Consider the following 25,376-nt stretch of genomic DNA (forward strand, 5'->3'; position numbering starts at 1 on the left):
CTCACGGACCAAAACATCTGCGCGAACGTCAGTTCAGTTTGACGCCTGCGTCCTCGAGAGCCCTGAGCACGGTGCCGCGCTCCAGCTCCGCCGCGACCAGTTCGAGGTCGTCGGCCATGTAGCGGTCGTCGTCGAGGGTGGGCACCAGCGACCGGATGGTGTCGTAGGTGACCCGGGCGGCCGGGCTGAGCCGGTCACGGCGGCCGGAGACGTCCACGGCCTGTGCCGCGGCGAGGAACTCCAGTGCCAGGATGATGTTGTTGTTCTGCAGCACCCGACGGCAGTTGCGGGTGGCGATCAGGCCCATGCTGACCACGTCCTGGTTGTCGCCGTTGGACGGGACGCTCTGGATGCTGGCCGGGCTGATCGTGCGGTTCTCCGCGATCAGCGCGGTGGCCGGGTACTGCGCGCCGGCGAAACCGCTGTTGAGGCCGGGCTCGCCCTTCACCAGGAACTCCGGCAGGCCGTAGCTGAGGTGCCGGTTGAGCAGCCGGTTGCTGCGCCGCTCGGAGAGCACGCCGAGCTGGGTCAGCGCGATGGTCAGGAAGTCCATCACGAAGGCGACCGGCTGGCCGTGGAAGTTCGCCCCGTGGAAGATCTCCTGGCCCGGGAAGAACAGCGGGTTGTCGTTGGCCGAGTTGAGTTCGATCTGCAGCTTGAGCCGGGTGTGCGAAAGGGTGTCCCGCACCGCGCCGATGACCTGCGGGATGGCCCGCAGCGAGTACGCCTTCTGCAGATAGACCTCGGAGCGGTGGACGTCGCCGCCGTCGCCGTTCTCCTTGCTGGCGGCGACCTCCTTGCGCAGGTCGGCGTGCTCGACGGTGAGCTTGCTGCCGGTCATCAGCGCGCGCATGTTGGCGGCGCTGGCGATCTGCCCGGCGTGCGGGCGGGCGATGTCGTGGCCCTCCGGCTGGAACGGGCTCATCGAACCCTGCAGCGTCTCGACGACCAGCGCCGCGACGATCTCGGCGTGCTTGGCCTGGGACAGCGCGTGCTCGGCCTGCAGGGCGCCCACGCCGGTCATCGCCGAGGTGCCGTTGATCAGCGCGAGGCCCTCCTTGAAGCGCAGCTTCAGCGGCTCGATGCCGAGCGAACGCAGCACCGGGCCGGTCGGCGTCTTCACGCCGTCACGCAGCAGGTAGCCCTCGCCGATCAGTGTGCTGGCGATATGCGCGAGCGGGGCCAAGTCGCCGCTGGCGCCGAGCGAGCCGATCTCCGGTACGGCCGGGGTGAGGCCCTCGTTGAGGTAGAGAGCGAGGCGCTCGAGCACCGCGGGACGGACCGCGGAGTGGCCCTTGGCCAACGCGTTCAGCCGGGCCGCGACGACGGCGCGGGCCTCCGAGTCGGAGAACAGCGGGCCGACGCCGGCGCTGTGGCTGCGGACCAGGTTGGTCTGCAGCTCGGTTTCCTTGGCGGTGTCGACCAGCATGTAGATCATCTCGCCGTAACCGGTCGTCACCCCGTACACGGGAACGTTCTGCCGGACGGTCTCCTCGAACTGCTCCCGGCTGGCGGCGGCGCGGCTCAGGACGTTCGGCCCGAGGGCGACGGGCACATGCTCCTCGGCAACCCGACGCACCTGCGACAGGTCGAGGGTCTCGCCGTCGAACTCGATAGGGACATCGGTTCCCACCATGGTCATGTGAAACTCCCGATTAGGTGTGGTGACAGGTCGCCTGGTTGCGACTCGATGCAATCACCGCCGGACGGGGTGCCACGCCTTCTCGCTTGCGTTGGTGGTTTTTGCGGGCACGTAAGGAGATGACGCTTCCCCGCGCTCCGCCGCCGGCTCGTGAACAGCATCGAGGAAGATGCGCCGCCGACCGCCGCCGCCGAGCATGTAGCCATGCGCGTTCTCTTCGTCACCTGCCCGGGCAAGACCCACCTGTACGCGTTCACCCCGCTCGCCTGGGCGCTGCAGACCGCCGGGCACGAGGTCCGCGTGGCCAGCCAGATCGACCCGGAGTCGTTCACCACGAGCGACTTCATCGCCACCGGTCTGACCGGGGTGGAGCTCGGCGACAAGCTCGACCTGAGCGCCCTGTTCGCCGACGCCCTGCCCGAACTCCCGCCCACCACGCCGCAGCGGCAGGCCCAGGACCAGTACATCGAAGACAACGACCCGGTGAGCGAGCTGACCGGGCTGGCCGACTGGCACTTCGGCACGTTCAACTCCGCCTCGGTCATCGAGGGCGCCGTGCGGCTGGCCCGCGCGTGGCGGCCCCACCTGGTGATCTGGGACGGCATGACGATGGCCTTCGCCGGGCCGATCGCCGCGCGGGTGGCCGGGGCCGCGCACGCCCGGTTCACCTTCGGCACCGACGTGCTGAGCCAGCTGCGGGACGCGGCCGGTGACCAGGATCCCGTCCGGGAGGCGATCCTTCCCATCCTGGCGCGCTACGGACTGGAATACGCCGAGGACACCCTCGACGGCCAGTGGTCGATCAACGCGATGCCGCCGTGGACCTGGCAGCCGCCGGGCCGTCGCTACCAGTGGCTGCGGCCGATCCCGTACAACGGCCCGGCCACGGTCCCCGACTGGGTGCTCGACGAGCCTGTCCGCCGCCGCGTCTGCATCACGTTGGGCCTCAGCCACCGCGAGCTCAACGCGGGCGCCGCCACCGCGACCCTGCTCGACGGGGTCGCGGACCTGGACGCCGAGGTCGTGGTCACGCTCAGCCGCGAACAGCTCGACGCGCTTCCCCGGCTGCCCGGCAACGTGCGCCCGGTCGAGTTCGTGCCGCTCACGGCGCTGCTGCCGACCTGCTCGGCGATCGTGCACCACGGCGGCTACGGCACCTTTATCTCCGCCATCGAACACGGCGTCCCTCAGCTCGTGGTGCCCGGCAAGTTCGGCAACGACAAGTTCTGGGGCCCCACCGCCGAGGCCGACGCGCTGGAGTCCCACGGCGCCGGCCTATATGTGAGCGAGTCCGGGCACGTGACCGCCGACGTGCTACGCGAGAAGCTCCAGCAAGTGCTCAAGGAGCCCGACTTCGCCCGCAATGCGGCCCGGCTGCGTGACCTCACCGACGAACTGCCCACCCCGAACGAGATCGTTCCCGCCCTCGAACGGCTGACCGCTCGTCACTCGGCCACGAAGGCGTCATGACCGTCGCGCACACCTTTTCGGGCGAGGCACCGGAGTTGCCAGTCGAGTTCGTCGCCCACCCACTCCCAGCCGGGCTTGGCCGAGGGGCCGATCCGCAGGTCGCTGGGAACCTGCGCGTCGCGCAGGGCGTGCACGTACGCTCGATCCAGTTCGATCCTCGCGCGAATCTGATCGGCTCCGCCGACGGACCCGTGACCGGGGACGACGACGTCGACATCGTCCGCGACGTCTTCGAGCAGCCGCAGCCCGACGAGGTAGTCCTCGATCGGATTCGCGGCGTCCATGTCAGGCATCGGAACCAGGACGTCGGAGAGCATGTCGCCGGCGACGAGAACCCCGCGTTCTTCGATCACCAGCGCGGCATGGCCCTCGGCATGGGCCGGATGCTCGATAATCCGGACCAGGGGACCATCCCAAGGAATCCGATCGGTTTCAGCAGGCAGACCGGCAATAAGGCCGAACAGGTCCAGCGGTGTTTCCCCGGCGATTTCCGGCGGTAGCCCCTCGGCGACGCGGGACTTCCAGTCCTCCTTCGACCGCAGATCTCGCATATAGGCCGCGCAGCGGGCTGTGCCGTAACGAGGCGCTTCGCCGAGTTCTGCGTGCCAGAGCACGTGATCCCAATCGGGATGCGTCGAGAATCCTGCTATAACGGGCTGGCCCAGCTCGCGAAGGTCGTTCGCCAGGCATGTCATTTCACCGCCGGTTATCCCGGCATCGATGAGCAACACGCCGCCGTTGCCCTGCACGACAACGGTATTGTTCTCGAGTAACGCGCTCTGGTGGACCAGCACGCCCTCCGCGACCTGCTTCAGCATGGAGGATCCTCCCGTTCGTCATTTCGCCGGCCGACTCAAGCGACTCGGTCCGGACCGCTCGACACCCGACAAGAAAAGAGGAATAACAATGACGAAGAAGATTATCATCAACTTGCCGACGAAGGATGCCGAGAAGGCCAAGAACTTCTACACCGCGCTCGGTTACTCCATGAACCCGGATTTCACGGAAGAGGACGTGACCTGTGTGGTGATCAGCGACGAGATCCAGGTGATGTTGCTGGCCGAGAAGATCTTCAGTAAGTACACGCAGCGCGACGTCGCCGACGCAACGAAGGTCACCGAGGCGATCCTCGCCCTGTCCGTGGAAAGCCCGGAAGAGGTCGACGAACTCGTGAACAAGGTGGTCGCCTCAGGCGGATCTCTCGTCGATCAGCCGGACACGCATGACATGCACAGCCGCAGCTTCGCCGACCCGGACGGCCACCTGTGGGAGATCGTCTGGTTCGACCCGGCGGGCTTCGAAGAGTGAACCGGCTGACCCGCTCGTATTCGAAGGAGACGCATGGCAAAACTCATCTACTCGATGTTCACCTCGCTCGACGGTTACGCCGAGTCGGAGGGCGGCATCGGCACCGGGGCCGACGACCCGGAGGTGCATACCTTCGTCAACGACCTCTTCCGGTCCGTCGGCACGTATCTCTACGGCCGGCGGATGTACGAGACGATGGTCTACTGGGAGACCGCGCACACGGTGCCCGACCAGCCGCCGCAAATCCTGCAGTACGCCCGTGACTGGCAGGCCGCGGAGAAGATCGTGTACTCCACGACGCTGGAATCGGTGTCCAGCACGAAGACCACGCTCGAGCGGACCTTCGACCCGGACGCGGTGCGCAAGCTCAAGGCCGAGGCCGAGCACGACCTCACCGTCGACGGCCCGACCCTCGCGGGGCAGGCGATCGCGGCCGGACTGGTGGACGAGTACCACCTTTTCGTCACCACGAGCGTGGTCGGTGGCGGCAAACGGTTCTTCCCCGATGGCGTGCGCCTCGATCTCGAACTGGTCAAGGACCATGTCTTCGGCTGCGGACTGATCTACGCGCACTACCGGACCCGTTGAGCCGCACCGGTCGGTGACGCCGCCCGCGATCGGGAAAGCCCCGGATCCACCTGGCGGGTGGGTCCGGGGCTTCCGGGCGCTGCAGGCTACAGCGGTTCCGTCCTCGCGATCAGGCGGACAGGCGGCGGGCGACGGCCGGGATCACGATCGCGGCGGCGACCAGGTGCGCCACCATCAGCAGTATCTTCGTGTTCACCGCCGCGTCCGCGAGCACATCCGGAACCAGCGACAACGCGGTGAGCACGATCGTGGTGCGGACGAACACCGCGCGCGGATGGCCGACCGTGCGGGCCAGCACCAGGGCGAGTACCAGGCCCAGCACGGAGAAGATGACGGTCAGCGCGGTGAAGCCGGGTACCGGGATCTCGGTGCCGCCGACAACGAGGCTGATTCCGGTGGCTGAACCCACCGCTGCGACGGCCGTGGTGGCCGCGGCGGCGATGGCCGTAGCGATCAGGCCGCCGATGATCAGGGACTTCGCGGGAGCGGCAGTGGTGGTAACGGACATCGTGGGCCTCCTAAGTTCGATAAAGGGGTGTCTGACACCGGCTGAGCCGGCGTCAGCTGGTTTCGGAAGGTCGGGTGCTCTGCAGCCGTAGCTGGGTGTAGGCACGGTTGGCCATGGTCGTGAGCAGCACGGCGGAACTGACGTGCGTGCGTCCGGTGGAAAGATCCCGCCAGACCCGTTCGAGGCGTTCCCCCTCACGGACGCTCGTGCTACCGGCCGTCGGCTGGATGATCTCGTCGACGGCTCGCCAGGCCAGCTGGGTGGCCTCTCGACAGGTCAATGCGATACGCAGGTCCTCCTCGGGGGTGAACGCTCCGAGCGGTTGCTCGGACAACTCGTGCCAGCGCCGCGCCGTGGCGAACACGAGCGTCTCGGCGGCGTCGATCATGCTGCTCGCCTGCCCGTACCAGAGCTGAAAGTCGGGGTCCTCCACCCTGGGCGGGAACGGCGGGAGGATCGTGGTGCGGGAGAACATCAATTCCGTGTACGCGTCCAGCGCGCCCTGGCACATGCCGAGCGCGATGTGCGCGCCCTCAAGGGCCATCGAGCTGGCCGGCGCGCCGCCGTACTGCGGGTGCTCGTGCAGGTCGCGCCCCGGAGTACCGCCGGTCACCGAAATCTCCTCGAACGGGACCTCGAGACCGAAGTGGTCGGGGATGTGCCCGCCGGAGATCCGGATGCTGTGCGACCCGCTGCCCTTGAGGCCCAGCTGCCCGCCCCAGTCGTCGAGCCTCTCCCACTGATCGCGCGGCGCGATGAACAACAGCGGGCGTGACGGGCCCCCGTCGTCCCCGGCGATCACGGCATTGCCGATCAGGTGGGTCGCGTACGGCGCGCCGGAGCAGTACCGCCAGACACCGTCGAGGATCCAGCCGCCGTCCGCGGCGCGTCTGGCCGTCCCCTGCGGAGCGTTGACGAGGGGTGCGATGAAGTCGCCGCCGCTGAAGATCTCGGCCTGCGCCTTCTCCCCGAACATGCTGCCGACGAACAGCGAGTGCGCCGCCCCCAGGCAGTACATCCAACCGGTCGACGCGCAGGCCCGGGTCAGGATCGTCACGATCTGCAGGAAGGTCTCGAAGCCGAACTCGTAGCCGCCGTAGCGCTTGGGCACCGTGATGCGGTAAAGGCCGGCCTCTTGGAACGCCCGATGGGTGTCCTCGGCGTAATAGGTCCGCTTCTCGGTCTCGGCCTGGCGTGCAACCAGAGTCGACGCGATGGCCTTGGCCCGCTCGATCAGCACGGCGGGGGTGACTTCGGGCTCGGCGGGCAGGGCCGCGCTCTGCACGTCGTTCGCGGTGACGGTCATCGTCAAACCTCTCAGATCGCCGAATCCGGGTCGGCCACCATTTCGCCGACCACACTGAGGAACTCGGCCACCTGCTCGTCGACGTCGGCCTGATCGAAGAGGTGACGGCTGAAGCTGAGCCCGCCGGCCACTTCGTTGTTGCCGAGGTGCATCGACCAGATGATCCCGTCGGGAGTCTCGGAGCCGAGCGGCTGCGGGACGACCCGCTTCCAGATCCCGGTGTACTCGAGGTCGCCGATCTTCTTGCCCTCCAGCGTGTAGGGCGGCTGGACGGCCTGGAACAGGCACGGCACCGCGTCGGGGCCGACCGAAGCCATCAGCTCGGGCGCCTCGGCGAGCACGTGCAGCAGCGGCAGTTCATGTTTGAAGGCGCCGATGCAGGCGGTCCTGGTGACGGCGACGACATCGCGGAAAGTCCGGCTGTCGCCCAGATTCACCCGGAGCGGGACGAAGTTGAAGAACGACCCGACCGTGGACTGGAAGCGGCGCTGACGGCCCGGCGCGAAAGTGGGCACCACGATGTCGGTCGCCTCGGTGCGCCGGTTCACGAAGACGGCGAACGCGGCGAGCAGCACCATGAACGGGGAGCTGCGCGTCGCCCTGGCCAGCCGGGACACCTCCGCGCTCAGGTCCGCCTCGGTGCCGAAGCGGTGATAGCTCGTCCCCGGGGCCACGTCCTCCTTGCGGCGCGTCGGCGCGACATGGAGCCGGGCACCGCGCAGCGCTTCACGCCAGTAGGCCCGCGAGGCAGCCACCGACGGCCCTGTGGCCTCCTCCTGCTGTACCGCGATGTAGTCGCCGTACTGGAGCACCTCGGCCAGCTGGGGCTCGTCCCCAGCCGCGCGCGCCGCGTAGCAGTCCGCCAAGTCCTGCATGATCACCTGGAGCGACCAGACGTCCGAGGCGCTGTGGTGGGCGTTCAGCACCAGCACGGAGTCCTGCTCGTCGAAGCGGCCGAGCACGGCCCGCAGCAGCGGGACATCGTGGATCGGGAACGACCGGGTCTCCGCCTCGATCATCAGCTCTTCCGCGCGCCGTTCCCGATCCTCGCCCGGCGTCGCGTCCAGTTCGACTACCAGCAGCTCGGGTGCCCCGACGGGCAGCACGCTCTGCGTGCCGTTCTCGAGGCTCACCACGGTACGCAGCGCCTCGTGCCGGTCGATCACGTCGGCCAGCGCCAGGCGCAAGGCCTCCACGTCGACACGACCGGTGAGCCGCCACCCGCCGACCTCCACGTAATGCGGCCCGAACGGCCCGGATTCGAAGCCTTGGGCGAACATGCAAAGGAACTGTTGCTGCAGTGAGAGTGCGAGCACCTTGGGTGCCTGCTGGGTTTCGGGGAAGGTGGTCATGGGGTGATCTCTCCTTTGTGGAGGGTGGGACCGCGGGAAGGCGCGCTACATCAACGGATTCGCACCACGTGGCATCCCGACGAGCTCCTGCGGTGTCCGTTCCAGCAGCAGGTGCGGGTCCTGCGTCTCGACCTGGCCGAGGCCGGGCGGGCAGCGGTCCCAGCCGAGCAGCCGCTGCACCTCCTCCGGCAGGGTCTGCACGGTCTCACGGGGAACGGCGAGGTACTGGTTCTCCTCCTGCCGCAGGTTGCCCAGGTCGAGCGCGACGGAGAGGCTGTACCGAGGCGAGTCCGTGGTGTTGGCTCCCCCGCCGTGGTAGACGCCGCCCTGCCAGAGCAGCGCGGAACCCGCGGGCATGACGGCCGGGATCGTCTCGGCGTAGGTCGGGGGCCGCTCGTCGTCCCAGTGATGACTGCGAGGGATGACCAAGGTCGCGCCGTTGGCACTGGTGAAGTCGGTCATGGCCAGCATCAGTTGCAGCCGGCACGGAGGTCCCGGATGCCGCCACAGATGCATCGCGTCGTCGCGGTGCAACGGCTGCCGTCCCTGACCGGGATCGATGCGGATCGCTTGGGTGAAGCTGACCTGGATACTCGGCGTCACCTCCATCCGGACCTTGCCGATCCAGCAGTGCGTCGGCTTTTGCAGCAGCCGCCGGGCCGAACCGAGGTAAAGGGGCTGGGTCACGACGGAGGACATCTGCGTCGACCGTTTGAACAGGCCGGACAGCCGCTTGGTCTTGACCCCGTCGTAACCGCTCTCGCTATAGCCGGACTCCTCGAGGCCGGGTCCGAGGTCTTCCCGGAGCCCGGCGAGCGTCGTCGCGTCAGCGAAGTCCTCGACGACCACGGCCCCCTCGCGGTCGAGAATCTCGACGACATGGTCGAGGTCCGCATCCGGCCGCACGTGGATCAGTTCGGGCTTCGCGGCCCCGTTCTCGGTCCCCACGGTCATGCGGCCGAATCGAGGGCCGCCGCGAGGACGACATGGGTCAGGGTCTCCAGGTCCGGGTCCTCGAAAAGGTCGCCGATGTCGAGGGTGACACCCAGCTGCTCCTCGATCGCCGCGGCGATCCGCACGGCGGCGATGGACTGCCCGTTGAGTTCGAAGAACGTGGCGCCGGGCCGGTCGGAGCCCTCGCCGAGGACATCCGTCCAGATCTCGGTGACACGCTGGGTGATTTCGGTCGTGCTGAGAGCCGACTGATGCTCGGTGCTCATAATCTCCTCCAGGCGAGATCAGAGGTACTGGGTGTTGGAAGGCAGTCCGCAGGTAAGGCGTCCGTACAGCTCGAAGTTGGTGTCGGGGTGCATGATCGCGTGCAGGTTGAGCGCCTTGATGTCGCGCTCGATGCGCTGGATCGGCACGCTGGTGTACAGCGAAGAGCCGCCGCTGGCGCCGGCCAGCGTGTCCACGACTTCCTTGGCGCGCAAGCAAACGGCGCCCAGGTCCAGCCGGGCACGGGCGCGTTCCTCAAGGCTCCACGGCTCGCCGGACGCGGCCTTGGCGTCGATCAGGTCGGCGGTGCGCCGGATGTGGAACCCGGCCTCGTCCACCCCGATCGTCGCGCCGGCCACCTGCAGGTGGGTCAGCGGCGCGGCGCTCTGCTCGGTGTAATCGGTGTAGGTGATCTTGCGGCTGGGCAGGCGTTCCATGAACGCGTCCTGGGCGGCGATCGCGAGGCCGTACGCGGTCGCGCCGACGGTCGTGCAGGCGATCGGCATGAACGGGGCCCGCCACATCGGCGCGGCGTCGTCCTGCTGCAGCGGGTGCACGCCGCCGATCACCGGGCCTACCGGCAGTACCCGCTCGGCCGGAACGAAGACATTCTCGGCCACCGTCGTGACACTGCCGGAGGCGCACATGCCGACGGTGTGCCAGTCGTCGATCACCTGAAGGTCACTCATCGGGATCAGCACCATGACCGGCTCGTGCTGCCCGTCCGGGGTGGGCCGGACGGCGGCGTTCACGTTCCAGTCGCTCTGCTGGGCGCCGGTGTTGAACGACCACTTGCCGTTGACCAGGTAGCCGCCGTCGGTCGGCACGGCCATCGCGCCGGGGCTGAGGATCCCGCTGATCCGCACGTCGGGATCGGCGAACACCTCGTCGCGCACGGTCTCCGGGAACAGGCCGACCAGCCAGCTGCTGATCATCCAGACCGACATCGTCCAGGCGGCGGAGCCGTCGCCGCGCGCCAGCTCGGCCAGCACGTCGGTGACGGTCCGCATATCGGACTCGTAGCCGCCATAGCGCCGCGGTACCCGCAAGCGCAACAGACCGGAGCCACCCAGCGCTTCAAGCGTGTCGACGCTGAGCCGCCTGCGCTGCTCCGACGCCTGCGCATTGGCCTTCAGCACCGGACCGAGCTCGACCGCACGCCTCAGCAGTTCGGCTCGTGGCAGCATGGTGACTGTTTCCATTGACCCTCTCTCCTCGAGTCCGAACAGTTTCGGTAACGACTTTGGCAGCCGCGATCACCGCGCCGCATCTTCTGAACTGCGATATCGGACGTGGCTGGGCTGTTCCACCCGGCCGGGTAAGGCCCCGGCGCAATCACGGAGATGCGACCGCCGACGGCGGCGCGGGAGCATGAAATTCCGATGACCCTCCCGGTACCGGCATGAGATGGCGAGACTGATGGACGAATCTGCCGAAAAGCTCACAATCAAGCTCTGGCTCGGTCGTTGGCCGATGTGGCAACAGCTCGTCGACCCCATCCGGGCACAGGTGGAGGAGTTCAACCGCAGACACCCTCGGTACCGGGCAGTCGTCGAAGCCGTCAGCCTGGGGGCCTTCCCCCGTGAGGTGGCGCGGACCGCGCGTGAAGGAACAGCGCCGCATCTCGCCTCGTACAGCTACTGCTACTTCCGGGAGGCCCTGGACGTCCGGGACGCGAACGGGCAGCCGTTGTTCACCTCGGTGACCAAGGCCGTGGCCGGGCGGGACGAGATCCTCGGTGAGCCCGTGGTCGTCGACGACATCGTGCCCAACATGCGGGCGTTCTTCACGATCGACGGCGAACTGACCTCGATGCCGCGCAACACTTCCACGATCCTGCTCTTCTCCAACATCGACGCGCTGAACGCCGCCGGGATCGCCGAACCACCGCGCACCTGGGCGGAGGTGGAGGCCGCGTGCGCCGCCGTCGCAGGACGGGACGGCGCGCGCCGCGGCGGGATCACCTGGCCCAACTTCGGCTGGTTCTTCCAGCAGTCCGTGGCTCAGCAGGGCGGGCTGATCGCCGACCACGAGAACGGCAGGTCGGGCCGGAGCGAGAAGATCAACTACCTGTCGCCCGAGATGCTGGCCTACGCGAACTGGTGGAAGGACCTGCACCGGGCGGGCCACTACCACTACACCGGCAAGCCGTCGGACTGGTGGGGTTGCATGGAAGCGTTCGCCAACGGGGAAACGGCGATGATGATGAGCACCTCGGTCGAGGCCGGGCCCATCGTCCGGGCGGCCCAGAAGGCCGGGTTCCGCGTGCAGGTAAGCCAGATGCCCTACAACGAGCAGGCAGGCTACGCGGGGAACCTCATCGCCGGTGAGTCGCTGTGGCTGCGCGACGGGCTGGACGAACCGACCCGTGACGGCGCGCTGGCCCTCATGCAGTTCCTGAACAACCCCCGCAACGCCACGCAGATCTACGACAACGGCCGGACGTTCGTCCCCACTACGGAGTCGTCGATCGGGCTGCTCGAAAGCGAGGGCTGGTTCGACAAGAATCCGCACTTCCGGGCCGCCGTCGATCAGATCCGCATCAGCCCCGACTCCCCCGCCACCCGTGGCGTGGTGGTGGGCAACGACCTGCCCATCCAAAGCGCGAGCGTGCAGGCCATGCACGAGGTGCTGGTCGACGGCGCCGAGGTGGCCGCGCGCTTCAGCCAGGCGAACGACCAGGCTCAGCAGCTCCTTGAGGAGTACTCGCAACGGGTGGAATCGGCCAGTGCCGGCCAAGGTCCGCAGATGCCCCAGACGGAAGCGGAGCGTCTCCGGCTCGGCGCCTGACCGGCCGTTCTGGTCCTATTTCGCCAAACTGAACCGACCCTGGGCAGCGTTCGCCGCGGCCCAGGGTCTTTTCGTGCCCCAGGAGGGCAAACGGGGAGACGAAAGCCCACTCGGCTGAATGCGACGCTCATTCCCATGAACGAATTCCAGGGAAGTCCCGGGGTGGCCGCGAAATCGGGCCGGGCGATCCCGGCGTTCACCGACGGGATCTGAGCCGCCATAAGGAAGGGTGGACCCACCGATGGGCAAGAAAGCACGCAGGGCGCTGGTGCTCGGTGGCAGCTACGCCGGCCTGTTCGCCGCGCGAGTGCTGACCGAGCAGTACGACGAGGTCCTGATCGTCGATCGCGACAAGCTGGTCGGGGAGCGGGGACCGCGCCGCGGCCGCCCGCAGGGCAAGCACATCAACGCCATGCACGTCCGCGGCCTGCAGGTGACCGAGGAGCTGTTCCCCGGCTTCATCGACGAACTCATCGCGGACGGCTGCCCCACCGGCGACTACGCCGGCTCGTGCCGCTGGTACTTCAACGGCAAGCCGCTGCTCCGCGAGGACATCGGCTACATCGCGGTACCGGCCACGGCCCCGCTGATGGAACGCCACCTGCGGGAACGCGTCGAGCAGCTGCCCCAGGTGCGGTTCGTCGAGCGCCACGACATCGCCGGGCTGGAGGCCACGCCGGACGGCTCGCGGATCACCGGCGCCCGGCTGCGCGATCTGGACAACGACCGGGACGAGCTGATCGAGGCCGATCTGGTCGTCGACGCCACCGGCCGCGGCTCGCGGACCCCGGCGATGCTGGAGAAGTTCGGCTACGAGCGGGTTCCCGAGGAACGCATCAAGATCAACCTGGGGTACGTCACGCAGCACTACGAGCTGGACGACGACCCGTGGCGCGGCGACCTGGCCATCATCCCGGTGGCGTTCCCCTCCTCGCCCCGCGGCGCGATCTTCACCCAGACCGACCACGGCCGGGTCGAGCTCACCACCTACGGCCTGCTCGGCGACCACCCTCCCACCGACCAGGAGGGCTTCTACGACTTCGTCCGGTCGCTGGCGATCCCGGACATCGCCGACGCGCTGAAGACGGCCCGTCCGGTCGACGAGCCCGTCCCCTTCCACTACCCGGTCACGCTGCGCCGTCGCTACGAGCGGATGTCCCGCCTGCCGGCCGGCCTGGTCGTCACCGGGGACGCGGTCACCAGCTTCAACCCGGTGTACGCGCAGGGCATGACGGTGGCCGCGGTCTCCGCGCTCACCCTGCGCCAGCACCTGAGCCCGAACGGCGAACCCGATCCGACCGCGTACTTCCGCGACCTCGCCCGCGACGCCATCGACGCGCCCTGGGAGATGACCACGACGGTCGACCTGAACTTCCCGGACGTACCCGGCCACCGTTCCCTGAAGATGCGCATGGTCCAGCGCTACCTGCGGCTCGTGCAGGTAGCGGCGACCCGCGACCCGAAGGTCACCACGGCGTACCTCCGGGCCGCCGGCATGGTGGACACCCCGCAGGCGCTGATGCGCCCGGCGACCCTGTGGCGCGTGCTACGCGGCGCCTTCGCCAGGACCTCCCCCACCGACCGGTCACCGCAGCCGGCTCTCGCCGAGTCGCGCTGAGCTCCCGCCGCGCCGAATATGCCGTGAAGGCCTCCTTGCCTACCTTGAGCGTAGGCAAGGAGGCCTTCACGGCATTCGTTCGAGTGGAGCAACCGTCCACAAAGGACACCTGTTGACCTGAGGTGGTCGTGACTGGACGGACGACACCTGTGACTGGATGGACGACACGCCCGCGGCCGGGCTCCACCCCGTGTCGTCCGTCTGAACACGCTCGCCGTCCGCCTGGACACGCGTGTCGTCCCTCCAATCACGCGAAACCGCCGCCTGCGCCACCGCGGGGATTCCACAAAGGACGCTTTCCCCGCATGCGATGCGGGGAAAGCGTCCTTCGGCTCCCACAGGAAACGCAATTAGAGGACTAAACGCGGCTCAAGACAGGTCTTGCAGCCGGCGGCCGTCGACCTTGCCGGTCGCGGTGCGGGGCAGCGCGTCCGGCACGATCCTGAACGTCATCGGCAGCAGCACGTCGCCGAACCGCTGCCGCACGTGTGCCCGCCACTGCCGCTGCGGCGGCTCCGCCTCCCGCGACACCACGTAGGCCACGAGCGCCTTGACGATGCCGTCGTCGGCGGGGGCGGCCAGCACGGCGCACTCGGCCACCGACGGGTGCGTGCCCAGCAAGGCCTCGACCTCGGCCAGCTCGATCCGGTGGCCCTGGATCTTCACCTGCTGGTCGCGGCGGCCGCGGAACTCCAGCAGCCCGTCCGGCCGCCGCCGGCCCAGATCGCCGGTGCGGTACCACGGGCCGGGGCCGCGCCCGGCGACCGGACGGAACGCCGGATGGTCGCGCCCGCCCAGCAGATAGCCCGGGGTGACGTACGGGCTGAGCACCACCATCTCGCCCTCGTCACCCTCGGCGTCCGCGTCGTCGAGCAGCAGCACCTCGCGTCCGGGAATGGCCTGGCCGATCGGGATCGCCGTGGATCCGTCGCGCTGGATGTGGTGCCAGGTCGCCGCCACCGTCTCGGTGGGGCCGTAAAGGTTGTACAGCTCGGTGTCCGGGCTTGTCGCGTGCAGCGCCGCCACGAGATCCGGGGGGACCGCCTCGCCCATCAGCACCAGCCGCCGCAGGGGCAGCGGCCGCCCGTCGCTCTCGCGGACCAGTTCGCGCGCGAAGCTCGGCACGGTCTGGAACACGTCGATCCGCTCGCCGTCGAGCCAGTCGAGCATCCAGCCCGGGTGGGCCCGGATCTTCGACGGGACGGGGCAGAGCGTCGCGCCGGACATCAGGGCGGCGAACGTCTCGCAGATCGCCGGGTCGTGCTCGGGGTGCACCCACTGCGCCACCCGTACGCCCGCAGCCAGCCCGAAGGCCTCGGCGAACCAGAGACCGAACTGGGCCAGCGCCGCGTGGGTCTGCGGCACGCCCTTGGGCCGCCCGGTGGAGCCGGACGTGTGCGCGATGTAGGCCCAGTCGTGCGGCCGGACTTCCGGTTCGGCGGCGGACGCCGCGGGCAGGTCCGTCACGTCCACGGGAATGACCCCGGAGTGCTCGGTGTACCAGGCGACAAGGTCGTCCGGTTCGCCGGCGATCAGCACGGCGGCCGGGCGGACGTCGTCCAGGATCATCCGGCCGCGCTCACCGGCCGCTCCGGTGCCGAACCAGACCAGGTGGGCGCCGGCACTCAGCACGCCGAGCAGCGCCGCGTAGCGGTCCGGGCCGGGCGGCACCCGCACGGCGACCGGGCGACCCGCCAGACCGGCGAGCGCGCCGGCGATCCGGGACGCCCGATCCTGGAGGTCATGCCCGGTGAATTCCTGGGATTCCCAGAGCAGTGCGGCGTCTTCGGCGCCGCGCTGCCGGACGAGCTGGTGTACCACCTCGGCAGTCATGGAATGAGCGTATTTCCGTGGTGGACCGTCGGTCTCCTCCACGTTTGCCCATCGGTCGAAGAAAGCACGAATACGAGTTGCCGAACACACGCGCCCGGAATTCACGCAGGCGCGCAACGAGGGAGACGATTTCGTTCTCATCGCGGGGGCACGCTGGTGCTCACCCAGGCGAGGTGCCCTCGCCTCCGAACGGATGGGACGCCTGATGCACGACAAGTACGGCCCAAGCCTGCTGCGGGCGCGCCACGACGAGGTCGCCGTCACCGACGAGGCCACGACGGAGCTCTCGTCCTTCAAATCGCGCTCGATCAACTTCAAGATCGCGTTCTGGGACCCGGAGGTGAACGGGCTCCGGTACATGAAGACGCTGATCTACAATCTCGCCGCGGGTTTGAGCGACGAGAACTGGAAGCGCCTGCGCCGGATCGGCAACCGCACTGTCGGCGATCCCTTCACGATCACCTACAACGGCGAGCTCGTCTGCATGGATTACCTGCGTTCGGTGCTCGAACTGGACTTCATCGCGCGCGATGTCGAACTCGACGGCGCGCGGGTCCTGGAAATCGGCGCGGGGTACGGACGTACCGGGCACACGCTGCTGTCCAACCACGACCTGCGCGAATACCACATCATCGACCTGCCGCAGTCCCTGAAGCTTTCCCAGGCGTACCTGCGCACCGTGCTCGACGACGAGCAGTACGCCAAGGTCCGCTTCACCTCGGTCGCCGATGTCGACGAGCGGTACGCGGACACCGAATTCGATCTCACGGTCAACATCAGCTCGTTCTCGGAAATGAAGCCCGAGACCGTCGACGAATACCTGAAACTGATCGACCAGCGGAGCCGCTACTTCTATATCCGGGACGCCGTCGGCAAATATCTCGACGGCAGCCTCAACGGGAACACCGAGCAGCCCGAAGTCATCAAGATGGCGCTGAGTGCGGGCAAGCTGCGTGACGTCATCGACATCCACGACAGCCACGACGTCGAGTCCCACGGCCCGGCTTTCGTCGACGCCTACCGTCCCGGCTCCGGCTGGACCTGCGTCGCCAATGCGTGGGCGCCGCCGTGGAGCCACTACTGGCAGGCCCTTTACGGCAAGAAGTAGACCGGCCTCCCGACGGCCGCACACCGGCAAGGCAGAAGGCGCGGCGCGCTCGGAACGGCTGCCACGATCGAAAAGATACCGACCCGATGACGGAAGGGAGGGGGCACCCGTGTCCTCTGGAGTCGACGCATCCGCACTGGACGACTACTACGGTCAGTTCACCAGCGAGCGCGAGAAAGAGGTGCTGGGCGTGCCGCTGCGCCTGGTCGCCGCCTGGGCGGGCAACGATGTGGACGCTGTGGTGAACGTGTTCACCAAGGACGGCACACTGATTCTCCCCGGCGGGGTGTACAAGGTCGGCCGCGACGAGATCCGGGCGTTCCTGTCCGCGGCCTTCGCCGGCCCGTTCGAGGGATCCAGGATCACCGGCAAGCCGGTGGATCTGCGGTTCGTGAACAAGTATGTCGCGCTCATCCGCACCCACGGTGGCATCCTCGCGCCGGGCGAGACCGAGATCTCGGCGGAGCGCGCGGTGCGTTCCACGTGGACCTTGGTCAAGGAGGACGACGGCATCTGGTACCTGGCCGGTTACCAGAACAGCCCGCGCGGCAGCGACGCGACTCTTCGCTGGTAATCCCCGATTCCTGGACGAAGGAGTACCTGTTATGTCCGTTCAGTCGACGAGCGCGCCGGAAATCCTTGCCTCGTACGGAATCGAGGAAGACGCCTCGTTCTATAGCGAGTTCACCGACCCCCGCGACCGCTCGGTGCTGACGGTGCCACTGCGCATCACGCACGCCTGGGCGGCCAACGACGCGGACGAGTTCGCGGAGGTCTTCGCCGAGGACGGCAGCCTGCTCATGCAGGACGAGCAGCTGACCAGCCGCGAGCAGATCCGCGCGTACATGAGGGCCGGCTTCGAGGGCGGGCTCCGCGGCGCGCACGTGAAGGGCCGGCCGCTTCAGGTGACGTTCCTGACCGACGACACCGCGATGGTGATCACCCAGGGCGGCATCATCCTCGACGGCGAAACGGAAACCGCGCCGGAGCGCCGGATCAATGCCACCTGGATCATCACCGAGCGGGACGGCGAGTGGGCACTACTGTCCCACCAGAGCAGCCCGGCCAACGGCTGAGCGCACCGAAGGCGGATTCTCGACCCAGGCCCTCGGCCTCTTCGCAAGAGGAGGCCGAGGGTTTTGCCGACCTTTCAGTCGCATGGACAAAAACCCTCCACAGTGGACTATCCACTGTGGAGGACTTCGTTGGCTGTCGCGAAGCTCGCTTCAGGCCGCGCCGGCGGCGAACCACTCGCCGTTGACGTGGGCACGGGTGTACGAGCGGTGCCCTTCCCCGGCGAGGACGACCCCGAATCCGACGTGGCTGAGGCCGGTGGAAAGATCGCGCCACACTCGTTCGAGACGCTCACCGTTCCGCATCGCGCTCGAACCGGCGGTGGGCACGATGCGGGTCTCGACCCCTCGCCAGGCGATCGTCGCGGCCTGGCGGCAGATCAGGGCGATCATCAGGTCGCGGTCCGGGGTGTACGCCGCCGCCCCGCCGGCACAGAGTTCGTCCCACTGCTGTACCGCGTTGTGGAGCGCGGCTTCGCCGGTCGCGATCAACGCGGCGGCTTCGCCGTACCACAGCTGGTAGTCCGGGTCTTCGGACCTGATGGCGAACGGTGGCGTGATGGTGGTCTTCGTACGGAGCAGCTCTTCGTAGGCGTCGAGCGCGCCCTTGGCCATACCGACCGCGATGGCCGCGCCTTCCAGCGACATGAAGCCGAGTGGCGCCCCGCTGTACTGCGGGTTTCCGTGCAACTGAAGGCCGGGTTCGCCATCGGCCATGGTGGCTTCGCTCAGGTGCAGGGGTTTGGTGAAGTGGTCGGGAATCCGGCCGTCGCGGATGGTGATGCTGTGGGAACCGCTGCCCTTGAGGCCCAGCTGGTTCCCCCAGTTGTCGAGCATCTCCCATTCGCTGCGCGGAATGACGAACAGCAGCGGCTCCGGCGGTGCTCCGTCCTCTTTGGACACCATCGCGTGCGCCATGAGATGGGTGGCGTACGGCGCACCCGAGCAGTAGTTCCAGGTGCCGTTGAGCACCCAGTGCCCGTCATCGGTGCGCTCGGCGGTGCCTCCGGGGGCGAGTGGCAGCGGCGCGATGAAGTCACCACCGGCGAACAGTTCCGCCTGCGCGCGCTCGTCGAACAGCGTCGCGGCCAGCAGCGCGTGCGCGGCGCCCAGGCAGTACATCCATCCGGTCGACGAGCAGCCTCGGGTCAGCGCCATGGTCACCCGGACGAACGTGTCCACCCCGAACTCGTACCCGCCATAGCGCCGGGGCACGAGGATCCGGTAGAAGCCCGCCTCGGCGAACGCCTCGTGCACGTCCTGCGCGTAGTACGTGCGCTCTTCGACCTCGGCCTGCCGCTCGACCAGGGTGGCCGCGATGGCTTCGGCTCGCGCGACGACCTCGTCGGGGGTCAGCCCCGGCTCGGGCGGCAACGGATGGTTCTGTCCGGAAGCGGTGTTTGCCATTGCTCCTTATTCCTTCGCGTCCGTGTCAGGCGGCGACCGAGGCGACCAGGCCGCCGTCGACCACGAGTTCCTGGCCAGTGATGTAAGCGGCCTTCGACGAGAGCAAGAACGCGACCGCGTCGCCGATGTCCTCGGGCTGACCGAGCCGGCCGAGCACGACCTGGGAGCGGAAGTACTCCTGCACCTGCTCGGAGCCACCGGTCATGGCCTCGAACATGTCGGTCACGATGTGGCCGGGGGTGATCGCGTTGACCCGGATGCCGTCCGCGGCCAGGTCGGCGGCGAAGGTCCGCGCCAGGTTGAGCACGGCCGCCTTGCTGGCCGCGTACAGCGACGCCGGTGCCATGCCACGGTGCACCGTCCATGATCCGTTCAGCACCACGGAACCGCCGCGGCTGAGCAGCGGCAGTGCTCGTTGGACGGTGAAGAACGTGCCCTTCAGGTTCGCCCCGATCACCCGGTCGAAGTCGGCCTCGGTGATATCGGCGACGCGGCCGGAAGCCGCGGCGCCCGCGTTGGCGAACACGCCGTCGAGACCGCCGAAGCGAATGTCCACTTCGGACATCAGGCTGTCGATGTCCTCGATGATCGACACATCCGCCGGGACGGTCAGGACACGCTCGCCCGCGTCGAGCTCTTTCGCGGCCAACGAGAGCCTTTCGCGGCTGCGACTCGCGAGTACCACATTGGCGCCGTCGGCCACCAGTCTTCGGGCGGCGCCGAGGCCGATGCCACTGCCACCGCCGGTGATCAGTACCGTCTTACCTTCGAATTCCGCCATGTACATAGATTCGCATCGCGCCGACCAGGTGACGACTTCTCGTTTGCGCAGGGTGGCGGGGACGCGCTCAGGCCTGTTCTCGCGACAGCAGCCAAGGAGATGCACGGGTGACACCGCTGCGTGAGGCTGGTCCATGGCCCGATTTCACCGCGGCCGACCAGCACGGGTCGAGCAGGCTCAACCAGAAACGCTTGAGACGCAAGGACGGTCGAGGGACATGAGCATCACCGAAACCGCGGCGCCCGCCGCCACGGACCGCGCTCCGCTTTCCCTGCAACAGGAATTCCTGTGCCTGTTCGACAAGGGGAACGAGGTGGGCCCGTACGGTCCCCGCTATCACCACGTCGAAGCCTGGCGGATCCGGGGACGAGTCGACATCGACACGCTGCGTGCGGCGCTGCACGACGTGGTCGTGCGGCACGAGGCGCTCCGTACCACGGTCGTCCGCGGTACCGAAGATCGGTACCAGGTCATCCAGGCCGCGACCTCGCCTCGGCTCGAGGTGCGTGAGCTCACGGGTGTCGATCCCGATGCCCGCGAGCTCGTCTTCCAGGATCTGCTCAACGAACTGGAGGCCGACACCTTCGGCAGTGACGAGAGTCCTTTGCTGAGGGCGCTCCTGGGCAGGTTCGACGACGACGACGCGGTGCTGATCCTCGACGGGCACCACGCCGCGGTCGACTCGTGGTCGATGCAGGTGGTCGTCCGCGACCTCGCCGCGGCCTACGCCGCGCGGAAGGGGTATCCCGGCCACGACCTGCCCGAGGCGCGCCAGTACCGGGAGTTCGTGGATGAACAGCTCGCCGGCATCGGGAACGAGCGTGTCCAGAAGGCCCGTGAGTACTGGCGGAACAAGCTGAGCGGCGCGCGGATCACCACGGTGACGACGGATCTGCCGAAATCGTCGGGAGAATGGGCCGACACGTCGTGGTACCGGTTCGTCACCGATGCCGAACTGCGGGCCAAGACCGAGGAACTCGCCGTCGCCACTCGCAGCTCGCAGTTCATGATCCTGCTCGGGGCCTTCACGGTCCTGCTCCACAAGATGACCGGGGAGAACGACATCGTCGTTCCGACGTTCATGCCGGGGCGGGAGAAGGCGCGTTTCCAGGACACGGTGGGCTCCTTCTTCAACTTCATTCCACTGAGGACGGACCTGTCCGGCGCCGAAACCTTCCGCGACGTCATCGGGCGGGTCCGGGAGACCTGCATGGAGGCGTACTCGCGGGAGCTGCCGCTGCTCCACCTCCTCCAGGAGGCACCGGAGCTGATGGCGACGGCGATGGAGGACGACCGGGCCCCCGTGGTCTTCCAGGTCGTGCAGCCGCCGCTGGTACTGGAGGCCGAACTCGTCGGCGACCTGGAGTACACCGCGATCTGGCGGCGAGAGCTCTCTCAGGACGTGGGCTGCTACGTACCGGACGGCATGCTGTGGTGCCTGCATCTCGGTCCGACGGAGGACATCCTGGCCAATCTGGCGTTCACCAAGGGCCTGTTCCGCGACAGCAGGATGAGCGAGATGGCCGCCGAGTTCTTCGAGGTACTGCGTCAGGTCGTCACCGAGCCCGACGCTCCGCTGCGCTGAAACACCCCAGAAGCGGCGTGCAGGCCCCCTTCCTTGTGCTGGACGCAAGGAAGGGGGCCTGCACGTCTTGCCCGGGCACGACGAAAGGGCCTCTCCTTCCGTGTCCGGTAAGGAAAGGCCCCTTCGGTGTCCGGCCGGCCTGCTTCCGCGTCAGGCCGTCCGGCGTTCCGGGGTCGCGAGCTGCGCCACCACGACCTCGGTGAAGGTCGCCAGGTCGGGGTCCTCGAACAGCTCGCGCATTTCGATCTCGACGCCGAGCTCGTCCTCGATCCGCGCCAAGATCCGGACCGCCGAAATCGATTGCCCCCGCAATGCGAAGAAGGTGTCGTCGGCGGTGATCTCCGGTACGTTGAGCACGTTCTTCCAGATTTCCTTGACCTGCTCGGCCGCGGTGGAAAGATCGGTTCGCCGCGCTTCGTTAGTCATGTGGAGTCCTTCGCCTCGACGGTTCTCGTTCCAATATCCCTGAGAACCGGCGGCGGTCACGTCTCCCGGTTTGCGGTCAGGCCGCGAAGTCGCCGCCGAGCAGGTCGTTCCGCAGCCGGGACAAGTCCGGGAAACTGGAGAGATCCGGCACGGTCCAGCCGTCGATGTCGTATTCGCCGAGGCATTGGTCGACGAACTTCTTGTACCCGTTGACCTGGCCGCCGGCGATCTGGGAGAACAGCAGCTCCACCCGGGTGTTCTCGTGGTTGCCGGAGTAGTTCCGTTCGTACAGTTCGTGCCGCCCGCCGAATTCGGTGCCGACGGCGTCCCACACCAGCTTCATCAGCTTCACCCGCTCGATGGCGGTGGCCCCGCCCGAACCGCGGACGTACTTGTCCAGATACGGCCGGATCTCCGGGTTCTTGAAGTCCTCCGCGCTGGAATTGACGTAGATCAGCCCGCTGGCCACGTCCTGCTGGATGATCTCCTTGATCCTCGGATAACCGAGCTGCATGAACCACCGGTAGGCGAGCCCGTACTGCGGATTGGGCAGCAGCGCGCCGTTGTTCCATTCGATCGGATTCCGCGCGGACGCGTCGGAGAGCGCCCAGAAGAGGTTGCGCCAGGCCAGTACCTCGCCGAGTCTGGTCTGCACGCCACGGAAGTCCTGGGTGCCGGTCATCTCCAGTGCCTTGGCCAGGAGCCCGGCGATGAACTCGATCTTCACCGCCAGCCGGGTGCAGCCGTGGAAGGTGAACCGCTCGGGGAAACCCGAGCGTGCGGTGAACATCTGCACCTTGCCGAGGTCCCCGTAGATGAACACGTTCTCCCACGGGATAAGGACCTTGTCCAGCACGAGGATGGTGTCGTTCTCGTCCAGCCGGGAGGAGAGCGGGTAGTCGAACGGGCTGCCCATGACCGCGGCGGTCGCCGAATAGGACGGGCGGCAGATCAGCTTGACCCCCGACGCGTCCATCGGCACGGTGGCCACCAACGCGAATTCCTTCTTCTTGATCGGCAGCCCGTAGTGCGCGATGAAGTTGTAGTGGGTGAGCGCGGATCCGGTCGCGACGACCTTGGCCCCACTGACCACCAGACCGGAGTCGGTTTCCTTCTCCACCTTGATGAAGACGTCCGCGACCTCGTCCGGCGGCCGGTTCCGGTCGACCGGGGGATGCACGATCGCGTGGTTCCAGTACAGGACCTTCTCCTGGGACTCCTTGTACCAGCGCCGGGCGTTGTCCTCGAACGGCGCGTAGAACTCGGCGTTCGCCCCGAGCGTGCCGAGGAAGGCGGCCTTGTAGTCCGGGCTCCGGCCCATCCAGCCGTAGCTCATCCGCGCCCACTGCGCGATGGCCTTCTGGTCCGCGACGAGATCGTCGACGGTGTGCGGTGTCGTGAAGAACCGGTGGGTGTAGCCGGGGGTGCCGGTGTCGGTCGCGGTGGTGAGGACGTCCTTGGTCTTGGGGTCGTGCAGGGCGTCGTAGAGCCGCGCCGTCATCCGGACGGGGTTGTAGAACGCCGGATGGGTCGTCACGTCCTTGACGCGGTCCCCGTAAAGGTAGATCTCGCGATCGTCACGCAGGCTCTCGATGTATTCGTCACCGGTCAGCGGCCGCGTTCCGGCGGGGGTGTCCTGTTCGCCCGTCACGAGTTCTCCCTCATTCCTGCCGACAGCACGCACGTGGAATTTCCTCGTCCACCAGCCTTTCACCGCGCGATCCCGGCGGCACCTCCTCCGGTGCGGCTTCGCACACCGCGGTCCAAGTCCGTGAAGGCCACCTTGAGGGACTCTGAGTCCCTCAAGGTGGCCTTCACGGACCAAAGCGAAGCTAGGCGACGATTTCCATCTGGGCCATCATCCCGAGCCCGGAGTGCTCCAGGAAGTGGCAGTGGTACACGTACCGGCCCAGGTAGTCACTGTTGAACGTGGCCTGTACCCGCACGGACGTGCCGGGCGGGACCGGGACGGTGTCCTTGAGGCCGGCGTCGTCGAGGGTGGGCGGCTGGCCGTCGCGGTCGAGCACCCGGAACTGCACGAGGTGCATGTGGAAGTTGTGCGGGAACCCGAACTCGGCGTCGGCGTTGGTGATCCGCCAGATCTCCGTGGTGCCGCGCTTGACCGTGAAGTCGTTCCGGTTCGGGTCGTACGGCTGGCCGTTCACCAGTCCGATCGGGTCGCCCGTCAGATCGAAACTGAACGACACCTCGCGGTTGATCCTCGTGGACGGGAGTTTGGGCAGCGGCCGGAGCACGGCGGGCACCCGGCTGCGGTCGACGACGGGGCGTGCCACGTCGAACCTGAGCACCGGCCCGGTCTCGTCGGAGAGCACGAGCTTGTCGCCGATCTTGTTACGGGCGAAGTCCACCACGATCTCGACCCGCTCGCCCGGCCCGAGCCCGAGTGCGGTCCGGGTCACCGGTGCGGGCAGCAGACCGCCGTCCGAACCGATCTGGACCACTTCCGCTCCGGCGAGCCGAAGCTGGAAGGTCCGCTCACTGGAGGCGTTAAGTATCCTAAAACGGTATTTTCGGGCAGCGACCCGGAAATACGGTTGCGGTTTTCCGTTGGCGAGAATGATGTTCCGATCCCCCGGAAACCCGTAGACGAGCGTGCCTTTCTCGTCTATTTGGGCGTCCCGGAGCAGGATCGGCACGTCGAATTCACCGCTCGGCAGCCCGAGCTTCGCCTCCGCGGGATCCTCGATCAAATAGAAGCCGTGCATGCCGCGGTAGACGTGCTCGCCTTCGGTGTGGTGGCTGTGGTCGTGGTACCACAACGTCGCACCCTGCTGCCGGTTCGGATACTCGTAGGTCCGTGACGCGCCGGGCTGGAGCAGGTCCATCGGGTGGCCGTCGCTGGCGGCGGGCACGTTACCGCCGTGCAGGTGGACGTTGACCGGCTTGTTGTACTGGTTCTGGTAGGTGACGAACAGGCGCCTGCCGACCCTCGTCCGGATGGTCGGCCCGCCGAACAGGCCGCCGAAGCCGAGCACCGTGGTGGTGAGACCGGGCATGATCTCGACGTTCGCCTGTTTGATGGGCACCCGGTAGTAGTCGATGTTGTCCTTGCTCTCCACCGGGTTCTGCACCTGAGGCACGGGCATCGCCACCGAATACGGGACGCCGGCGGACGCGCCGGCACCGGTGTAGCGAGTGGCATGGTGCTGGGTCAGCAAAGCGCCCTGTGCGTGTCCCGCCGGGCGGATCGCCACCGGTTGCCTGGTCCCGCAGGCGGGTAAGAGCAGCGCTCCGCCGAGGATGCCGCCACCGACCGCCAATACCTTACGTCTGTTCAACATGGAGTTCCCCAATTCTTCGCGCGCGCCGAATCGGCGAAAGCGAACGGTGACGCGGCGTGCG

The 25,376-nt window shown here is 67.7% G+C and carries 23 protein-coding genes; 9 read left to right on the top strand and 14 right to left on the bottom strand.

Annotated features, from left to right (window positions below):
* Positions 1-28 precede the first annotated feature (28 nt).
* A complete protein-coding gene (gene cmdF / locus ACLJRL_RS07905) occupies positions 29-1,642 on the bottom strand; it encodes a tyrosine 2,3-aminomutase (RefSeq protein ID WP_410655408.1) in 1,614 nt (537 codons plus the stop codon).
* A 204-nt stretch (positions 1,643-1,846) separates the two neighbouring features.
* Here cmdF and ACLJRL_RS07910 point away from each other — a divergent pair, with 204 nt between their 5' ends.
* The gene (locus tag ACLJRL_RS07910) at positions 1,847-3,112 is read left to right on the top strand and encodes a nucleotide disphospho-sugar-binding domain-containing protein (protein ID WP_410655409.1); all 1,266 of its coding nucleotides are present in this window, start codon (positions 1,847-1,849) and stop codon (positions 3,110-3,112) included.
* On the opposite strand, the gene ACLJRL_RS07915 is transcribed toward ACLJRL_RS07910, so the two are convergent.
* On the bottom strand, positions 3,088-3,930 hold the full coding sequence (locus tag ACLJRL_RS07915; protein WP_410655410.1) for an MBL fold metallo-hydrolase: 843 nt from the start codon (positions 3,928-3,930) through the stop codon (positions 3,088-3,090). The two genes, ACLJRL_RS07910 and ACLJRL_RS07915, sit on opposite strands and share 25 nt — an antisense overlap.
* 88 nt (positions 3,931-4,018) lie before the next feature.
* Between ACLJRL_RS07915 and ACLJRL_RS07920 the strand changes: the two genes are divergently transcribed.
* Positions 4,019-4,420, top strand: coding sequence for a VOC family protein (locus ACLJRL_RS07920; protein WP_410655411.1), 402 nt, complete (start codon positions 4,019-4,021; stop codon positions 4,418-4,420).
* Positions 4,421-4,453: 33 nt separating this feature from the next.
* Complete coding sequence (locus tag ACLJRL_RS07925) at positions 4,454-5,008, top strand: dihydrofolate reductase family protein (RefSeq protein ID WP_410655412.1); 555 nt, start codon at positions 4,454-4,456, stop codon at positions 5,006-5,008.
* A 109-nt stretch (positions 5,009-5,117) separates the two neighbouring features.
* Here ACLJRL_RS07925 and ACLJRL_RS07930 read toward each other — a convergent pair whose 3' ends face one another.
* Genes ACLJRL_RS07930 through ACLJRL_RS07955 form a run of 6 tightly spaced genes read right to left on the bottom strand, consistent with a single transcriptional unit; the run spans position 5,118 to position 10,594 of the window.
* Complete coding sequence (locus ACLJRL_RS07930) at positions 5,118-5,516, bottom strand: DUF6069 family protein (protein WP_410655413.1); 399 nt, start codon at positions 5,514-5,516, stop codon at positions 5,118-5,120.
* 52 nt (positions 5,517-5,568) lie between these two features.
* The gene (locus tag ACLJRL_RS07935; RefSeq protein WP_410655414.1) at positions 5,569-6,822 is read right to left on the bottom strand and encodes an acyl-CoA dehydrogenase family protein; all 1,254 of its coding nucleotides are present in this window, start codon (positions 6,820-6,822) and stop codon (positions 5,569-5,571) included.
* Between the two features lie 11 nt (positions 6,823-6,833).
* Positions 6,834-8,174: a condensation domain-containing protein gene (locus tag ACLJRL_RS07940; RefSeq protein WP_410655415.1), complete on the bottom strand. Its 1,341-nt coding sequence runs from the start codon at positions 8,172-8,174 to the stop codon at positions 6,834-6,836.
* A gap of 45 nt (positions 8,175-8,219) precedes the next feature.
* A complete protein-coding gene (locus ACLJRL_RS07945; protein WP_410655416.1) occupies positions 8,220-9,128 on the bottom strand; it encodes a phytanoyl-CoA dioxygenase family protein in 909 nt (302 codons plus the stop codon).
* Positions 9,125-9,394 (bottom strand): phosphopantetheine-binding protein, encoded by a 270-nt coding sequence (locus ACLJRL_RS07950; RefSeq protein ID WP_410655417.1) that lies wholly within the window; start codon positions 9,392-9,394, stop codon positions 9,125-9,127. The genes ACLJRL_RS07945 and ACLJRL_RS07950 overlap by 4 nt, the downstream gene beginning before the upstream one ends.
* An 18-nt stretch (positions 9,395-9,412) precedes the next feature.
* The gene (locus tag ACLJRL_RS07955) at positions 9,413-10,594 is read right to left on the bottom strand and encodes an acyl-CoA dehydrogenase family protein (RefSeq protein ID WP_410655418.1); all 1,182 of its coding nucleotides are present in this window, start codon (positions 10,592-10,594) and stop codon (positions 9,413-9,415) included.
* 217 nt (positions 10,595-10,811) lie between these two features.
* Here ACLJRL_RS07955 and ACLJRL_RS07960 point away from each other — a divergent pair, with 217 nt between their 5' ends.
* Positions 10,812-12,182 (top strand): extracellular solute-binding protein, encoded by a 1,371-nt coding sequence (locus ACLJRL_RS07960; RefSeq protein ID WP_410655419.1) that lies wholly within the window; start codon positions 10,812-10,814, stop codon positions 12,180-12,182.
* A gap of 241 nt (positions 12,183-12,423) precedes the next feature.
* Positions 12,424-13,800 carry an FAD-dependent oxidoreductase gene (locus tag ACLJRL_RS07965; protein ID WP_410655420.1) on the top strand — a complete coding sequence of 459 codons (1,377 nt, stop codon included), beginning with the start codon at positions 12,424-12,426 and terminating at the stop codon, positions 13,798-13,800.
* Positions 13,801-14,169: 369 nt separating this feature from the next.
* Here ACLJRL_RS07965 and ACLJRL_RS07970 read toward each other — a convergent pair whose 3' ends face one another.
* Positions 14,170-15,633 carry an amino acid adenylation domain-containing protein gene (locus ACLJRL_RS07970; RefSeq protein WP_410655421.1) on the bottom strand — a complete coding sequence of 488 codons (1,464 nt, stop codon included), beginning with the start codon at positions 15,631-15,633 and terminating at the stop codon, positions 14,170-14,172.
* 193 nt (positions 15,634-15,826) lie between these two features.
* On the opposite strand from ACLJRL_RS07970, the gene ACLJRL_RS07975 reads away from it, so the two are divergent.
* The 3 genes from ACLJRL_RS07975 to ACLJRL_RS07985 all read left to right on the top strand — a co-directional run bounded on the left by ACLJRL_RS07975 (position 15,827) and on the right by ACLJRL_RS07985 (position 17,817).
* Positions 15,827-16,741, top strand: a complete 915-nt coding sequence (locus ACLJRL_RS07975; RefSeq protein WP_410655422.1) for a putative sugar O-methyltransferase — start codon at positions 15,827-15,829, stop codon at positions 16,739-16,741.
* Between the two features lie 109 nt (positions 16,742-16,850).
* Positions 16,851-17,315, top strand: a complete 465-nt coding sequence (locus tag ACLJRL_RS07980) for an SgcJ/EcaC family oxidoreductase (protein ID WP_410655423.1) — start codon at positions 16,851-16,853, stop codon at positions 17,313-17,315.
* A gap of 31 nt (positions 17,316-17,346) precedes the next feature.
* Complete coding sequence (locus ACLJRL_RS07985; protein WP_410655424.1) at positions 17,347-17,817, top strand: SgcJ/EcaC family oxidoreductase; 471 nt, start codon at positions 17,347-17,349, stop codon at positions 17,815-17,817.
* 150 nt (positions 17,818-17,967) lie between these two features.
* Here ACLJRL_RS07985 and ACLJRL_RS07990 read toward each other — a convergent pair whose 3' ends face one another.
* Positions 17,968-19,221: an acyl-CoA dehydrogenase family protein gene (locus ACLJRL_RS07990; protein WP_410655425.1), complete on the bottom strand. Its 1,254-nt coding sequence runs from the start codon at positions 19,219-19,221 to the stop codon at positions 17,968-17,970.
* Positions 19,222-19,246: 25 nt separating this feature from the next.
* Positions 19,247-20,002, bottom strand: coding sequence for an SDR family NAD(P)-dependent oxidoreductase (locus tag ACLJRL_RS07995; protein ID WP_410655426.1), 756 nt, complete (start codon positions 20,000-20,002; stop codon positions 19,247-19,249).
* Between the two features lie 217 nt (positions 20,003-20,219).
* Here ACLJRL_RS07995 and ACLJRL_RS08000 point away from each other — a divergent pair, with 217 nt between their 5' ends.
* Complete coding sequence (locus ACLJRL_RS08000; protein ID WP_410655427.1) at positions 20,220-21,587, top strand: condensation domain-containing protein; 1,368 nt, start codon at positions 20,220-20,222, stop codon at positions 21,585-21,587.
* A 150-nt stretch (positions 21,588-21,737) separates the two neighbouring features.
* Here the strand turns inward: ACLJRL_RS08000 and ACLJRL_RS08005 are convergent, their stop codons facing one another.
* The 3 genes from ACLJRL_RS08005 to ACLJRL_RS08015 all read right to left on the bottom strand — a co-directional run bounded on the left by ACLJRL_RS08005 (position 21,738) and on the right by ACLJRL_RS08015 (position 25,315).
* On the bottom strand, positions 21,738-22,013 hold the full coding sequence (locus ACLJRL_RS08005) for a phosphopantetheine-binding protein (RefSeq protein WP_410655428.1): 276 nt from the start codon (positions 22,011-22,013) through the stop codon (positions 21,738-21,740).
* A 76-nt stretch (positions 22,014-22,089) separates the two neighbouring features.
* On the bottom strand, positions 22,090-23,664 hold the full coding sequence (locus tag ACLJRL_RS08010) for a 4-hydroxyphenylacetate 3-hydroxylase family protein (RefSeq protein ID WP_410655429.1): 1,575 nt from the start codon (positions 23,662-23,664) through the stop codon (positions 22,090-22,092).
* A 181-nt stretch (positions 23,665-23,845) separates the two neighbouring features.
* Positions 23,846-25,315: a multicopper oxidase family protein gene (locus tag ACLJRL_RS08015; protein WP_410655430.1), complete on the bottom strand. Its 1,470-nt coding sequence runs from the start codon at positions 25,313-25,315 to the stop codon at positions 23,846-23,848.
* Between the last annotated feature and the right edge of the window lie 61 nt (positions 25,316-25,376).

It is taken from the genome of Amycolatopsis sp. lyj-112 (assembly GCF_046549055.1).
Classification (GTDB): Bacteria; Actinomycetota; Actinomycetes; order Mycobacteriales; family Pseudonocardiaceae; genus Amycolatopsis.